At 69.2% G+C, this 14,657-nt stretch carries 14 protein-coding genes; all 14 read left to right on the forward strand.

The genetic code is table 11. The annotated features are described in order from the left end of the window. The first annotated feature begins 140 nt into the window (after positions 1–140). Positions 141–1,994 (forward strand): S8 family peptidase, encoded by a 1,854-nt coding sequence (locus tag ACVOME_RS12405; protein ID WP_481505150.1) that lies wholly within the window; start codon positions 141–143, stop codon positions 1,992–1,994. A gap of 140 nt (positions 1,995–2,134) precedes the next feature. Then, complete coding sequence (gspE, locus tag ACVOME_RS12410) at positions 2,135–3,856, forward strand: type II secretion system ATPase GspE (protein WP_111186337.1); 1,722 nt, start codon at positions 2,135–2,137, stop codon at positions 3,854–3,856. Positions 3,857–3,880: 24 nt separating this feature from the next. Further along, positions 3,881–5,101 (forward strand): type II secretion system protein XpsF, encoded by a 1,221-nt coding sequence (xpsF, locus tag ACVOME_RS12415; protein ID WP_065175845.1) that lies wholly within the window; start codon positions 3,881–3,883, stop codon positions 5,099–5,101. Between the two features lie 48 nt (positions 5,102–5,149). Beyond that, positions 5,150–5,593, forward strand: a complete 444-nt coding sequence (gene gspG / locus ACVOME_RS12420) for a type II secretion system major pseudopilin GspG (protein WP_053520019.1) — start codon at positions 5,150–5,152, stop codon at positions 5,591–5,593. 6 nt (positions 5,594–5,599) lie between these two features. Next, a complete protein-coding gene (xpsH, locus tag ACVOME_RS12425) occupies positions 5,600–6,094 on the forward strand; it encodes a type II secretion system protein XpsH (protein ID WP_197572312.1) in 495 nt (164 codons plus the stop codon). Beyond that, positions 6,094–6,510 carry a type II secretion system protein XpsI gene (gene xpsI / locus ACVOME_RS12430; protein ID WP_074901859.1) on the forward strand — a complete coding sequence of 139 codons (417 nt, stop codon included), beginning with the start codon at positions 6,094–6,096 and terminating at the stop codon, positions 6,508–6,510. Before xpsH ends, xpsI begins: the two co-directional genes overlap by 1 nt. Further along, positions 6,507–7,139 (forward strand): type II secretion system protein J, encoded by a 633-nt coding sequence (locus tag ACVOME_RS12435; protein WP_053520016.1) that lies wholly within the window; start codon positions 6,507–6,509, stop codon positions 7,137–7,139. Before xpsI ends, ACVOME_RS12435 begins: the two co-directional genes overlap by 4 nt. Further along, positions 7,136–7,999 carry a type II secretion system minor pseudopilin gene (locus tag ACVOME_RS12440; RefSeq protein ID WP_065182827.1) on the forward strand — a complete coding sequence of 288 codons (864 nt, stop codon included), beginning with the start codon at positions 7,136–7,138 and terminating at the stop codon, positions 7,997–7,999. The genes ACVOME_RS12435 and ACVOME_RS12440 overlap by 4 nt, the downstream gene beginning before the upstream one ends. Then, entirely contained in the window at positions 7,996–9,153 is a 1,158-nt protein-coding gene (locus ACVOME_RS12445) for a PilN domain-containing protein (RefSeq protein ID WP_481505139.1), read from the forward strand. Before ACVOME_RS12440 ends, ACVOME_RS12445 begins: the two co-directional genes overlap by 4 nt. Beyond that, positions 9,134–9,832, forward strand: a complete 699-nt coding sequence (gspM, locus tag ACVOME_RS12450; RefSeq protein ID WP_481505140.1) for a type II secretion system protein GspM — start codon at positions 9,134–9,136, stop codon at positions 9,830–9,832. The genes ACVOME_RS12445 and gspM overlap by 20 nt, the downstream gene beginning before the upstream one ends. Next, positions 9,822–10,616 (forward strand): general secretion pathway protein GspN, encoded by a 795-nt coding sequence (locus ACVOME_RS12455; RefSeq protein ID WP_263177281.1) that lies wholly within the window; start codon positions 9,822–9,824, stop codon positions 10,614–10,616. The genes gspM and ACVOME_RS12455 overlap by 11 nt, the downstream gene beginning before the upstream one ends. 9 nt (positions 10,617–10,625) lie before the next feature. Next, complete coding sequence (gene gspD / locus ACVOME_RS12460) at positions 10,626–12,827, forward strand: type II secretion system secretin GspD (RefSeq protein ID WP_476342561.1); 2,202 nt, start codon at positions 10,626–10,628, stop codon at positions 12,825–12,827. A gap of 138 nt (positions 12,828–12,965) precedes the next feature. Further along, on the forward strand, positions 12,966–13,817 hold the full coding sequence (locus tag ACVOME_RS12465; RefSeq protein WP_459040725.1) for a glycosyltransferase family 2 protein: 852 nt from the start codon (positions 12,966–12,968) through the stop codon (positions 13,815–13,817). Continuing rightward, entirely contained in the window at positions 13,814–14,653 is an 840-nt protein-coding gene (locus tag ACVOME_RS12470; protein WP_111186328.1) for a glycosyltransferase family 2 protein, read from the forward strand. The genes ACVOME_RS12465 and ACVOME_RS12470 overlap by 4 nt, the downstream gene beginning before the upstream one ends. The last annotated feature ends 4 nt before the right edge of the window (positions 14,654–14,657 follow it).

Below are 14,657 nucleotides of genomic sequence, written 5' to 3' on the forward strand. Positions count from 1 at the left end.
CGGCCACCCACGCCGGCGCCACACCCGCAACGAGGGCCTGGGGGGAGGTCACGGCAATCCCGGCTGGGCCGGCCGGGAGTCGTCAAGGAATGATGGCCGCAGTGTTGGTTCGATCCATGACCCAGAAGAGGAATTTCGACGTGATCAAGAAGCAGAACCTTCGCATCAACGTGCTTGCCGCCGCCGTGCTGTCGATGACCGCGGTCGGTGCCGTCCATGCCGCCGGGTTGCCGACGCAGGAACCGGCACGCCAGGCGCGCACCGCACAGCCGGGCACCGACCGCATCATCGTCAAGTACCGCGCCGGCACGGCCGCTGCGCTGGATCGTTCGGCCAAGCTGTCCACGGTGCAGTCGGCGCTGACCCGCGCCAGCCTGTCCGGCGGCACTGCGCGCGCCAGTACCCTGGGCCCGCAGGTCGTGCGCAAGCTCGGCGTCGGCGCCGATGTGATCCGCCTGCAGGGCCGTCTGGCCCCGGCTGAACTGCAGCGCGTGCTGAAGGAGCTGAAGGCTGATCCGGCGGTGCAGTACGCCGAGGCCGACGTGAAGCTGCGCCGCACTGAACTGCGTGCCGGCGACGTGCAGCCGGCGCTGGTGCCGAACGACCAGTACTACCAGCAGTACCAGTGGCACCTGCACAACGCGACCGGCGGCATCAACGCGTCGGCGGCCTGGGATGTTTCGCAGGGCGAGGGCGTGGTGGTGGCGGTGCTCGACACCGGCATCCTGCCGCAGCACCCGGATCTGGTCGGCAACCTGCTGGAGGGCTACGACTTCATCAGCGATGCCGAGACCTCACGTCGCGCTACCGACGACCGTGTACCGGGCGCACAGGACTATGGCGACTGGGTCGAGAACGACAACGAGTGCTACACCGGTTCGCTGGCTGAAGACAGCTCCTGGCACGGCACGCACGTCGCCGGCACCGTGGCCGAGCAGACCAACAACGGTGTCGGCATGGCCGGCGTCGCGCACAAGGCCAAGGTGCTGCCGGTCCGCGTACTCGGCAAGTGCGGTGGCTACCTCTCCGACATCGCCGACGCCATCACCTGGGCCTCCGGTGGCACCGTGACCGGCATTCCGGCCAATACCAACCCGGCCGAAGTCATCAACATGAGCCTGGGTGGCAGCGGCAGCTGCGATGGCACCTACCAGGATGCGATCAATGGCGCGATCTCGCGCGGCACCACGGTCGTGGTGGCCGCCGGCAACGAGACCGACAACGCGTCCAATTACCGTCCTGCCAGCTGCGCTGGTGTGGTGACGGTGGGGGCCACCCGCATCACCGGCGGCATCACCTACTACTCCAACTACGGCACCCGCGTCGATCTTTCCGGCCCCGGTGGTGGTGGCAGCGTGGACGGGAATCCGGGTGGCTATGTCTGGCAGGCAGGTTCCGACGCGGCGACCACGCCGGATTCGGGCAGCTACAGCTACATGGGCATGGGCGGTACCTCGATGGCCTCGCCGCACGTCGCGGCGGTGGCGGCACTGGTGCAGAGCGCGTTGATCGCCGATGGCAAGGAGCCGCTGGCTCCGGCAGCCATGCGTACCCTGCTCAAGGAAACCGCACGCCCGTTCCCGGTGGCCATCCCGTCGGCGACCCCGATCGGTACCGGCATCGTCGACGCCAAGGCCGCACTGGCCAAGGCGCTGGAGGAACCGTGCACCGAGGACTGCGGCCCGGTAGCCACGCCGCTGACCAACAAGGTCGCTGTCGGCGGCCTGTCCGGTGCGACCGGCGGCAGTGCCCTGTACAGCTTCGAAGCGGTGGCGGGCAAATCGCTGAGCGTGATCACCTACGGTGGCAGTGGCAACGTGTCGGTGTACCTGGCCCAGGGCCGCGAGCCCAGCGCGAGCGACAACGATGCCAAGTCCACACGTGCGGGGAACGCCGAAACCGTGCGCGTCAACAAGCCGGTGGCCGGCACGTACTACGTCAAGGTGGTGGGTGAAGCCGCCTACAGCGGGGTGACCATCCTCGCCACGCAGTAACGCCATCACACTGTCGTAGATGAACTGGCGACGCCCGTCACCCCGCGGTGGCGGGCGTTGTCATTTTTCGAAAGGCGGCGCGATGGCGGCGGAAACCACGGCTTAACTGCTAAAGTCGGGCCGATCGACAGGAGAGTCACGTGAACGCGCTCGCTGCAACCACTGCCGACGACGCCGAGAGCCGCATCCTGGATGCGCTGCTGGCGCGTGGGCGGCTCAAGGAAGGAGACCTGGCCCGGGCGCGGCCGCTGCATGCCGAGGCCGGCGGCAGCCTGCTCGGCCTGCTGGTGCGCCTGGGGCTGGTGTCCGAGCGGGACCAGGCGCAGGCCAGCGCGGATGTGCTGGGCCTGCCACTGCTGGAAGGCAAGCAGGTGCCCGAGACGCCGCCGCAGTCCCTCGCCGAAGGCCTGCCGCTGTCACTGCGCTTCCTCAAGCAGTTCCACGTCTGTCCGCTGGCGCTGGATGAACACGGCGTACGGCTGTGGTTGGCCGATGCCCACGATGTCTACCCGCAGCAGGCCGTGCAGCTGGCACTGGGCGTGCCGGTCACGCCGGTGCTGGGCATGCGTGCGGAGATCGACGATCTGGTCGAGCGCTGGTTCGGCCAGGGCCGCAGCGCCATGGGGGCGATCGTGGAAACCGCCGATGGTGAAGGCGGCGCGGTGGACGACATCGAGCATCTGCGTGACCTTGCCTCGGAAGCGCCGGTGATCCGCCTGGTCAACCTGGTGATCCAGCGCGCGGTGGAACTGCGTGCCTCGGACATCCATGTCGAACCCTTCGAAAGCCGTTTGAAAGTCCGTTACCGCGTCGATGGCGTGCTGGTGGAGGGCGAGAGCCCGCCCGCCAACCTGACCGCCGCGGTCATCAGCCGCATCAAGATCATGGCCCGGCTCAACATCGCCGAGCGCCGCCTGCCGCAGGACGGCCGCATCATGCTGCGCGTGCAGGGCAAGGAGCTGGACCTTCGCGTCAGCACGGTACCGACCGCACACGGCGAGAGCGTGGTGATGCGCCTGCTTGACCGCGAAACCGTGGTGTTCGATTTCCATCGGCTTGGCTTCACCGATGCATTCCTGCCGCAGTTCCGCAAGGTCCTGGAGCAGCCGCACGGCATCCTGCTGGTGACCGGCCCGACCGGTTCGGGCAAGACCACGACGCTGTACACCGCGTTGAGCCAGCTCAATACCGCCGACGTCAAGATCATCACGGTCGAAGACCCGGTCGAGTACCAGATCGAGGGCATCAACCAGATCCAGGCCAAGCCGCAGATCGGCCTGGACTTCGCCAATGCGCTGCGCAGCATCGTGCGCCAGGATCCGGACATCATCATGATCGGCGAAATGCGCGATCTGGAGACCGCGCGCATCGCGATCCAGTCGGCGCTGACCGGCCATCTGGTGCTGTCCACCCTGCACACCAACAATGCCGCCGGTGGCATCACCCGGCTGCTCGACATGGGTGTGGAGGACTATCTGCTGACCTCCACCATCAACGGCATCCTCGCGCAGCGTCTGGTGCGCCGCCTGGAACCGACCCACGCCGAGCGCTACCCGGCGTCACCGGAAGAGATCGATCGTTTCGAGCTGCGCCGCCTGCAGCCGGAGGGGGCGATTCACCTGTACCGGCCGCGCCCCTCGGCACTGGCACCGACCGGCTACCTGGGCCGCACCACCATCATGGAATTCCTGGTGATGAACGACGCGCTGCGGCGCGCGGTGATGCGCCGCGATGGCATGGGCGAGCTGGAGCGCATCGCGCGCGAAGGCGGCATGCGCACCATGTACGAGGATGGCCTGGCCAAGGCCCTTGCCGGGCAGACGACCATCGAGGAAGTCCTGCGCGTGACGGAGGAGAGCTGATGCGCGCCGGAGCCCGGGGCTGACATGCCGAACTACCGCTACAAGGCCCTCAATCCGCATGGCGAGATCTTCGACGGGCAGATGGAAGCGGCCAGCGAGGCCGACCTGATCGCGCGCCTGCAGGACCAGGGGCATCTGCCGATGGAAACCCAGCTGGCCGATGCGGGGTCCATCGGGGGGGGCAGCTGGCGCAACCTGTTCCACCAGCGCCCGCTGCAGGGCCCGGCGCTGCTGCAGTTCACCCAGCAACTGGCGACCCTGCTCGGTGCCGGCCAACCGCTGGATCGCGCGCTGTCGATCCTGCTGGGCCTGCCCGAGGACGAGCGCTCGCGTCGTGCGATCACCGACATCCGCGACGTGGTGCGCGGTGGTGCGCCGCTGTCGACCGCGCTGGAGCGCCAGCATGGCCTGTTCTCGCGCCTGTACGTGAACATGGTGCGTGCCGGCGAGGCCGGCGGCAGCCTGCATGAGACCCTGCAGCGGCTGGCCGATTACCTTGAGCGCGCGCGTGCGCTGCAGGGCAAGGTGATCAATGCGCTGGTCTACCCGGCCATCCTGCTGGTGGTGGTGGGCGGCGCGCTGCTGTTCCTGCTGGGTTACGTCGTGCCGCAGTTCGCGCAGATGTACGAGAGCCTGGACGTGGCGCTGCCGTGGTTCACCAATGCCGTGCTGCAGCTGGGCCTGTTCGTGCGCGACTGGTGGATCCTGCTGCTGGTGGTACCGGGCGTGCTGGCCCTGCTGTTCGAGCGCAAGCTGCGGCAGCCGGCCTTCCGCCTGGCCCTCGACGGCTGGCTGCTGCAACGGCGCAGCATCGGCCGCCTGCTCGGCGAGCTGGAAACCGCACGGCTGGCGCGCACGCTGGGGACGCTGCTGCGTAACGGTGTGCCGCTGCTGGGTGCGCTGGGCATCGCCCGCAACGTACTGGGCAATCGCGCGCTGGCAGCCGACGTGGATACCGCCGCCGACGAGGTCAAGAACGGTGCGGGCCTGTCGCTGGCACTGTCGCGCGGCAAGCGCTTTCCGCGGCTTGCCCTGCAGATGATCCAGGTCGGCGAGGAATCCGGCGCGCTGGACACCATGCTGCTGAAGGCGGCGGATACCTTCGAGCAGGACAGCGCCCGGCGCATCGATCGCCTGCTGGCGGCGATGGTCCCGGCGATCACCCTGGTGCTGGCTTCGGTGGTCGGTGCGGTCATCGTCGCCGTGCTGGTCCCGCTGTACGACCTGACCAATGCCATCGGTTGACGATGGACTCTTCCGCACTTCGACCCAACGCAACCGAAAGGACCGATCATGATCGCTAACCGTCGACCCATCCGCCTGTCCTTCACCGCCGCGCGGCACCAGTCGGGCATGAGCCTGCTGGAGATCATCATCGTCATCGTGTTGATCGGCGCGGTGCTGACCCTGGTGGCCAGCCGCGTGCTGGGCGGTGCCGACCGGGGCAAGGCCAACATCGCCAAGGCGCAGGTGCAGACCGTGGCATCCAAGATCGACAACTACCAGATCGATACCGGCAAGCTGCCGGGCGCGCTCACCGATCTGGTGACCGCACCGGCCGGCGTTGGCGGTTGGCTCGGCCCGTACGCCAAGCCGGCCGACCTCAACGATCCGTGGGGGCACGCGCTGGAGTACCGCGCACCCGGCGAAGGCCAGCCGTATGAGCTGATCAGCCTGGGCAAGGACGGCAAGGCCGGTGGTAGCAGCGTCGATGCCGACATCCGCTACCAGCCGTAATCCCGCATGACGTATTTCCTGCCGCGCCGGTTGCCCCGACCGCGCCTGCACGGCAGGCGCCCGGCGGGGCTGTCGCTGCTGGAGATGCTGCTGGTGATCGCGCTGATCGCGGCCATCGGCCTGATCACCGCGGCGGGACTGTCGCGTGGCTTCGCCGGCATGCAGCTGCGCAGCGCCGGCAAGGACATCGCCAACCAGCTGCGCATGGTGCGTGCACAGGCGATCGCGCGCGGCGAACCGCAGCGGTTCGTGATCGAGCCGGCACGGCATCGCTGGCAGGGGGCGAACCAGCGCCAGGGCGAACTGCCGGCACAGCTGACGGTGAGTTTCGAAGGTGCGGCGCAGCTGGCCACTGCGCCGGGGCAGGGTGTGATCGAGTTCCATCCCGATGGCGGTTCCAGTGGCGGCCGCATCCGCCTGCAGCGTGATGCCGCCGAATGGCGCATCGATGTCGGCTGGTTGACCGGTGAAGTCCGCTCCGGCCCATGGCAGGCGCAGTGATGCGGCGGGCGCGCGGTTTCACGCTGCTGGAGGTGATCGTGGCCTTCGCTCTGCTCGGGCTGGCGCTGACCCTGCTGTTGGGCAGCCTGTCCGGCGGTGCCAGGCAGGTGCGCGAGGCCGAACTGCGCACGCGCGCCGTCCTGCATGCGCAATCGCTGCTGGCTGCGGCGGGCGTGGATGCGCCGCTGCAGGTGGGGCAGCAGCAGGGCGACTGGGAAAACGGGCGCTATCGCTGGGAGCTGCAGGTGCAGCCCTGGACCGAGCCACGCGCCGGCAACGTCGCGGCCACGCAGTCGCCGGGTGCACCGTGGCTGGCCGAACTGCAGTTGCAGGTGCGGTGGGGCGATGGCGAGCGCGAACAGCTGCGCTGGCGCAGCCTGCGCCTGCTGCCACCAGACCTGGAGCGTGCGCGATGAAGCGGGGCGCTGCGGGATTCACCCTGGTTGAAGTGATGCTGGCGACCGTGCTGCTTGCCGGTGGCCTGGCGCTGGCGTTCGCCAGCGTGCGCTCGGCGATGGCGGTCAGCCAGCGGGGTGAACAGATCGCCGCCGAAAGCGAGCGGATGCGCGCGGTGCAGGCCCTGCTGCGGCGACAGCTGGCCGGGGCGATGCGCAGCCCGCTGGAAGTGCCAGACCCGACCCGCGAGCCGGTGTTCTTCCAGGGCGAAGAGCAACGGATGCTGTTCGTCGCTGATCTGCCAGGCTACCTCGGACGCGGCGGGCCCTATCTGCATGCGCTGCAGGTGGATGGCAAGGCCGGCCAGCAGCGTCTGCTGCTGGACCTGGTCCTGCTGCAGGAGGGCGAGCGCATCGCCGAAACGCCACCACGCCCGCCCGAGGTGCTGGTGGATGGCCTGCAAGCGGTGGAGATGCGCTATCGCGGCATCGATGCCGGCAGCGGGCAGATGACCGAGTGGCTGCCGCGCTGGGAAGACACCCGTCGCCTGCCTCTGCTGGTGGAACTGCGGATCGTGCCGGTCCGCGGTGCCGCATGGCCGCCCCTGGTGGTGGCCCCCCGCCTGGGCGGCGGTGGAGGGGGGCGTTGATGCGGTCGCGCGGGGCCGCACTGGTGCTGGTGCTGTGGTTGATCGCGCTGATGACCGCACTGGTCGGCGCGTTCGCGCTCAGCGCCCGCGTCGAGCATCTGCAGGAGCGCGTGCTCGACGACGATGCACGTGGCCAGGAGCGTGCCCGTGCGGGACTTGAGTACGCACTGATGCGGCTGTCACCGGATCCGCTGCGCGCGCCGTGGCAGGCCGATGGTCGCACCTATCGCTGGCAGTTCGACGGTGCCCGCATCGAGATCCAGGTGCTGGACGAGAACGGCAAGATCAACCTGAACCTGGCCGACGTGGCGCTGCTGACCGCATTTCTGCAGGCACTTGGCGAACCGGTGGACAACGCGCGTCAGCTGGCCGGCGCGATCGTCGACTGGCGTGACGAGGACAGCCTGCTGCAGCCCGGCGGCGGTGCCGAGGCACAGGATTACGCTGCGGCCGGGCTGCCGTATGGGCCACGCAACAAGCGCTTCGAGACGCTGGGCGAACTGCAGCGGGTGCTGGGCATGAACGGGCCGCTGTACCGGAAGATGCTGCCGCACCTGACCCTCTACAGCCGCCAGGCGCGACCGGATCCGCGATTCGCCAGCGCTCCCGTGCTGACCGCGCTGGGCCTGGATGCCGACCTCGTGCTGGCGCAGCGGAACCAGCCGGAGCGTGACGGCGATCCGGCGGATGGATCTTCAGCGCTTGCCAGCAGCAGCGGCACCTATAGTATCGAGTCCCGTGTCATCGACAGCAGTGGACGCAGGTCGGTGTTGCAGGCAGTGGTTCGCAATGGCTCCGGGGGGATTCCCGGGCGGTCCTACACAGTGCTTCGCTGGGAGCAGGGAATGACGGCAAGATGACGGCTTGGCAGGACAGTCTGCGGCAGGTGCAGGGCCAGATCGGTCCTGGCGCCGGCCGTTTCCTGCGCTGGTGGCGGCACTCGTTGCTGGCGTGGGTGCCGGCGCGTTGGCAATGGGCGCTGGGCTGGGCCCAGGCACGGTTGCTGGTGCAGCGCGAGGGTGACCAGCTGCAGGTCTGGCGCGAAGCGGGCGAGCGCCGCGAGGCGGTGGTCACCCTGCCATGGCCTTCGTCTCCGGCTGCACTGGATCGCGTGCTGGAGCCGCGCCTGCGCAGCCTGCCGCGATTCTGGCTGCTGCCGGTGGAACGGGTCCTGCGGCGCACCCTGCGGCTGCCGGCGGCGGCCGGCGACCGGCTGCACGCGGTGGTCGGTTATGAGATCGACCGGCAGACCCCGTTCGAGGCCAGCCAGGTCAGCTATGACGTGCGTGAACTGGGCGCGGCAGGGGAAGGCCAGCTGCAGGTCGAACTGGTGGCCTGGCCGCTGCGCCAGATGGAGGCCTGGCGTGCCAGCGTGGGCGAGTGGGGCGACGCCCTGGCCGGCGTCGACGCGATCGATGCGCAGGCTGGCACGCTGCAGGTCAACCTGTTGCCGAGCGCCCAGCGCCAGTCGCGGCCCGATCCGATGCGGCGCTGGAACCTGCTGCTGGCCCTGGCCGCGCTGGTGATGCTGGTACTGGCTGGACTGCAGTTGCTGGACAACCGCCGCGCCGCCGCCGACGCACTGCGTGCGGACGTAGAACGCAGCGCGCGCAGTGCCCGGGGTGTAGCCAGTGAACGCGCCCAGCTGCAGGCACTGATCGACGGCGCGGCCTTCCTGGAGTCGCAGCGCCGCCAGCATGCCGGCACGGTGGAAATCTGGAACGAGCTGACCCGCCGTCTGCCTGAAGGAACCTATCTGGAGAAGCTGGCCATCGAGAACAACGGTCTGCAGCTGATCGGGCTCAGCCGCGAAGCCTCGCAGCTGGTGCAGCTGCTGCAGGATGCTCCGCAATGGCGCAAGGTCAACCTGACCGGTGTGCTGCAGGCGGACGGCGCCGGCAGCGGCCGGGACCGCTTCACCATGACTGCCGAACTTCAGCCGTTGCCCGCGGCGGCACCGGCAACGCCGGCAGCAGCGACTCCGGAGGCGGCCGATGCCAAGCGCACGCCGTGACCGCTGGCTGGCGCTGGCGCTGCTGCTGGCGGTGCTGGGCCTGGCTTACCTGTTGCTGGTGCACCCTTGGTTCACCCAGCCGCTGCGCGAGATCGATGCCGATGTCGCGGCCCTGCGCGAGCGCCAGCAGCGCGTGCAGGCGCAGCTGCAGCAGCAGCCCCAGATCGAACAGCGGCTGCGCGCCACCCGTGAAGCCTTGCAACGGCAACCCGGCTTCCTGCAAGAGGCCACTGCCGAAGCCGCGGCCGCCGCGCTCGGCGCGCGCCTGCAGGATGCGGTGGCCACTGCAAGCCCCGGCAACCGCAGCTGCACCATCAGCAATCGCACGCCGCTGACCGACAATCGCCGTGATGCCGAGTTCGTCCGCGTCGCCATGCAGGTACGCCTGCGCTGCGGCGTGGCGGAACTGGCGACCGTGCTGCACAGCCTGGAAACCGGCAGCCCGCGGTTGTTCGTGGACAACCTCAATCTCATCGCGCAGCGCTTCCAGCAGTCGCCGAACGAATCCGGGCTGGGCCTGGACGTCTCCTTCGAACTGGCCGGCTACCTGTTGCCCGTTGCCGCCAGTGGCGCTGCGGCAGTACCTCCCGCAGCGGAGCCCGCCGCGGCCGCCCCGGCCCCGGTCGCGCCGCCGCCACCGGCGGCCGCCGAGGGAGAGGAGGTCGCCGATGAAACGTGAGCCCCTCAGCCTGCGCACCGCTTTCCTGCTGGCCCTGGCCGGCTGGTCCGCGGCGGTATGGCTGGCCACCGGTTTCGGACTGGGCAGTCGCCTGCCGGCCGGCGGGGCCGACGCCGACCCCGCAGCAGCACTGCCGGTGCTGCCGGCGTTCGCTCCGGAACGGATGGCCAGTGCGGACAGCTACAGCGCCATCGCCGCGCGTCCGCTGTTCGCCGAAGACCGCAGGCCGCGCCCTTACCTGCTGGGCGGCAGTGAACCCAGCGCCAGCGCCGCTTTGCGCCTGACCGGTGTGCTGCTCACGGACGACTTCGGCCTGGCCACGTTCAGTACGGAGCAGAACCGCTCGCTGCGCCTGCGCCTCAACGGTGACGCGGTCGACGGTTGGCAGCTGGTCGCGCTGCAACCCCGCCAGGCGACGGTGATCGGCCCGGGCGGCAGCCAGGTGCTGGAACTTGCCGTATTCAACGGGCAGGGCGGGGAGCCACCGACGGTTCTGCGCGGCAGTACCGGTGCACCCGCACCGGGCGTGCCGGTGCCACCGCCGGTAGTGCCGCTGCCGGCGCAGGCCGCGCCGGCACAGGCGGCGACCGCACCGCAGCGTGCAGCGGACGCCACACCCGCGCCGGCGTCTGCTGCCGCCCCCCCGCCGCCGGCCAACAGCAACGGGCCCAGCGAAGCGCAGATGCAGGCCATCCGCGAGCGCATCCAGGCCCGCCGCCGCCAGCTGCAACAACAACAGCAACAACAGTCGCCGCCGCCTTCGGGCAATGGCGCCAACCGGTAGAGTGAGAGCATGAGCCTGCGTTTTCTTCCTTGGTCCTTCGTGCTCGCGCTGCTGGTGGGCTGCAGTACCGTCTCCAGCCCCCATGTGCAGCGCAAGGGCGCCCTGCAGCCTGCGGCCAGCGCCGGCCAGGCCGCAGCGGACGTCCAGGCCGATGCGGCGGCCGACAGCCAGGGGGCACCGCAGGCGGTCATCCGCCGTGGCACCGGCACGATGATCAACCGCGAGGCCGCGCGCGCGCCGTCGCCGGCATTGCATGCGGCCGGCACCGGCAGCGCCACGTTCAACTTCGAGGGCGAATCGCTGCATGCCGTGGTCAAGGCGATCCTCGGTGACATGCTGGGCCAGAACTATGTGATCGCGCCGGGGGTGCAGGGCACGGTCACGTTGGCCACGCCCAAGCCGGTCTCGCCGGCACAGGCGCTGAACCTGCTGGAGATGGTGCTGGGCTGGAACAACGCGCGCATGGTGTACAGCGGCGGGCGCTACAACATCGTTGCCGCCGACCAGGCGCTGGCCGGCACTGTCGCGCCGAGCACCGCACCAGCCTCCAGCGCGCGCGGTTTCGAGGTCCGGGTGGTGCCGCTGCAGTTCATCTCCGCCACCGAGATGAAGAAGGTGCTGGAGCCGTACGCGCGGCCCAACGCCATCGTCAACGTCGACAGCGGCCGCAACGTGATCACCCTCGGCGGCACCCGTGCCGAGCTGGAGAACTACCTGCGCACGGTCGAGATCTTCGATGTGGACTGGCTGTCGGGCATGTCGGTGGGCGTGTTCCCGATCACGTCCGGCAAGGCCGAGCAGGTTGCCAGCGACCTGGAGAAGGTGTTCGGCGAGGAAAGCAAGACGCCCAGCGCCGGCATGTTCCGCTTCCTGCCGCTGGAAAACGCCAACGCGGTCCTGGTGATCACCCCGCAGGTGCGCTACCTGGACCAGATCCAGCAATGGCTGGACCGCATCGATACGGCCGGTGGCAGTGCCCGCCTGTTCTCCCATGAGCTGCGCTACATCAAGGCGCGCGATCTTGCCGAGCGGCTCAGCGAGGCGTTCGCCAGCAGCGGCAAGCGGGGCGGCTCGAGCCCTGCATCGCTGGCCCCGGGTGCCATTCCGTCGCAGCTGGACAGCGACAGCGACCGTGGCATCGACAGCAACAACAGCAGCAGCTTCGGCTCGACCCCGGGCAGCAGTTCCAGTGGCGGTAATGGCAGCTTGAACCTGCCGCAGCGCCAGTCCGGCAACGTCAGCGTCAGCCTGGAAGTGGAAGGCGACCGGGTCGGCGTGTCGGCGGTGGAGGAAACCAATACGCTGCTGGTGCGCGCGACGCCGCAGGCCTGGCGCTCGATCCGCGAGGTGATCGAGAAGCTGGACGTGATGCCACTGCAGGTACATATCGAAGCCCAGGTGGCCGAGGTCGCTCTGGATGGCGACCTGAAGTACGGCGTGAACTGGTTCTTCGACAACGCCGTGGCCGGGCGTGCACTGACCGGAGCCTTGAGCGGTGTGACCCTGCCGGCCGCGGCGGGTGGCTCCTGGAGCAGCTTCGCCGGTGCTGCGACCGGCGGCGAAGGCCTGGGTTGGGCGTTCACCGGCCACAATGGTGCAGCGGTGGTGAGCGCGCTGGACAAGGTCACCGATGTGCGACTGCTGCAGACCCCGTCGGTGTTCGTGCGCAACAACGCCGAGGCCACGCTCAACGTGGGTGACAAGGTGCCGATCAGCACCACCACGGTGAACACCGGCGTCGGCACCAGCAGCTACAGCTCGGTGCAGTACATCGATACCGGCGTGATCCTGAAGGTGCGCCCGCGCGTGACCCGCGACGGCACGGTGTTCCTGGACATCGTGCAGGAAGTCAGCAGCGCGTCGGATGTGCCGGAGAACTGCAATCCGCAGGAGCGCAACTGCAACCCGCGCATTTCCACCAAGAAGCTGGCTACCGAGGCCGCCGTACAGAGCGGCGACACCATCATGCTGGCCGGTCTCATCACCGACTCGGCCACCGACGGCAGCAGCGGCATTCCCGGCCTGAGCCGGATTCCGGTGATCGGCGCACTGTTCGGGCAGAAGAGCCGCACCAGCCGTCGTTCGGAGGTGATCGTGCTGCTGACGCCCAGCATCGTTCGCAATGCGCAGGAAGCGCGCACGTTGACCGACGAGTACAGCGAGCGTTTCCGGGCGATGGAGCCGCTGAACCAGCCGCGCGCAAAGAAGTAGGGGGTTACGGCGGGGCGACGCCCGCCGTTCCCACAAACTCCGCTTCTGCTTCGGCCCCGGCCTCTGTAGGTGCCGGCTGCAACCCGGCCGGCGCCCTCCCGGTGCTACGCTGTGCCCACCGACAACCACGGAGGCGGGATGGGGGCGATCGTGTTGTTGCCGCTGTGCGTGGACGATGCGGCGCTGGACCGGTGTCTGGCTGCACTTGATGCCGGTACGGCACCGGGTACCGCGGTCTGGTTGGCCGACGATGCCCAGACCGGACCACGCGCTCAGGCGGTGGTCGAGCACTGGCTGGCGAACACGCCACTGCAGGCCGAGTACACCCGCCGCGCCCGGCCGCTGGGCGAGGTGGCCCATCTGGATGAAATGCTGCGTGCCTGCGAGGGGCTCGATGTGGCCGTGCTGGCACCGGACAGCGTACCGGCGCCGGGATGGCTGCAGCAGCTGCAGGACGCCTTCGCCCGCGATGCGGCCATTGCCACCGCCACGCCCTGGTGCAATGCAGGCGAGACCGCGGCCTGGCCCCGGCTGGGCGAGATCAATGCCGAGCCCACCGATACTGCGCTGCTGGCGCAGACCTGCGCCGCACTGCCGACCCTGCACCCGGAGCTGCCATCGGCGGTCACGCATGCGGTACTGGTGCGCGGCAATGCACGTCGCCGTGCCGGCGGACTGGACGTGGAAAGCTACGCCGGCTGGAACGCTGCGCTGGTCGATCTGAGCCTGCGCATGGCGGGGCTGGGCTGGCGCAACGTGCTGTGCGAGAACGCGTTCGTCAGCCGCGCCGGCGAAGCGGTCAGCCGTGATGGCGATCTGGAGGCGTTGGCCGCGCGGTGGCCTGGCTGGGTGCCACGCCTGGCCGACTTCCTGATGCACGATCCGCTGCGCGAACTGCGCGCGGACCTGCAGCAGCGGATGCAGCAGGCGATAATGCCGCGCGAGCAGGGCGATCTGTTCGTCCCTTCCGCGTCGGAGCCAACCGCTTGAATGCCGCTATTGCCGCCATCGTCGTTACCTACCAGAGCGGCAGCACCATCGATGCCTGCCTGTCGCGGCTGCGCCAGTCGCAGGATGTGGCGGAAATCCGGGTGATCGACAACGGTTCGGTGGATGGCACGCTGGATATCGTGCAGCGGCACGCCAGCCACGACCCGCGCGTGCGCTTCATCGGCAACCCGGACAATCCGGGCTTCGCCGCCGCCAACAACCAGGGCGCGGCCGATTCGCACAGCCCGTGGCTGGCGTTCATCAACCCGGACCTGATGGTCGAGCCGGAAACCCTGGCCAGGCTGCGCGACCGCGCGCACGTGCTCGGTGACTGTCTGCTCGGGGTCGAGCAGGTGGATGAGCACGGCCATGCCGATGAGGCGGTGCGCCGCCGTGATCCGGATTTCCTGGCCATGCTGCGCTCGCCGGGCAGCGGCTCGAAACTGGCGATTCCGCGCGATCCGGCACAGACGCTGCAGCCGGTGCCGGCGCTGTCCGGCGCGCTGCTGCTGATGCCGCGGACGCTGTTTGATCGTCTCGGTGGCTGGGACGCCGGTTACCGGTTGCACGCCGAGGACCTGGACCTGTGCCGGCGCGCGCGTGAGGCGGGCGCGGTGGTGGCGATCGCCAACGACCTGCAGGTCACCCATGTCCGCGGCGTGTCCAGCCGTTCGCGGCCCTTCTTCGTCGAGTGGCACAAGCACCGCGGATTGTGGCGTTACTTCCGCAGGTTCGAGGCGCCACAGCGCTCGTTGCTGGTGCAGGTGGCGGTCTGGGGGGCGATCTGGGCGCACGCGCTGCTGCTGGTGCCGAGACTGCTGCGCAGATCCCTGTAGTGTC

It is taken from the genome of Stenotrophomonas sp. STEN008, assembly GCF_056760435.1.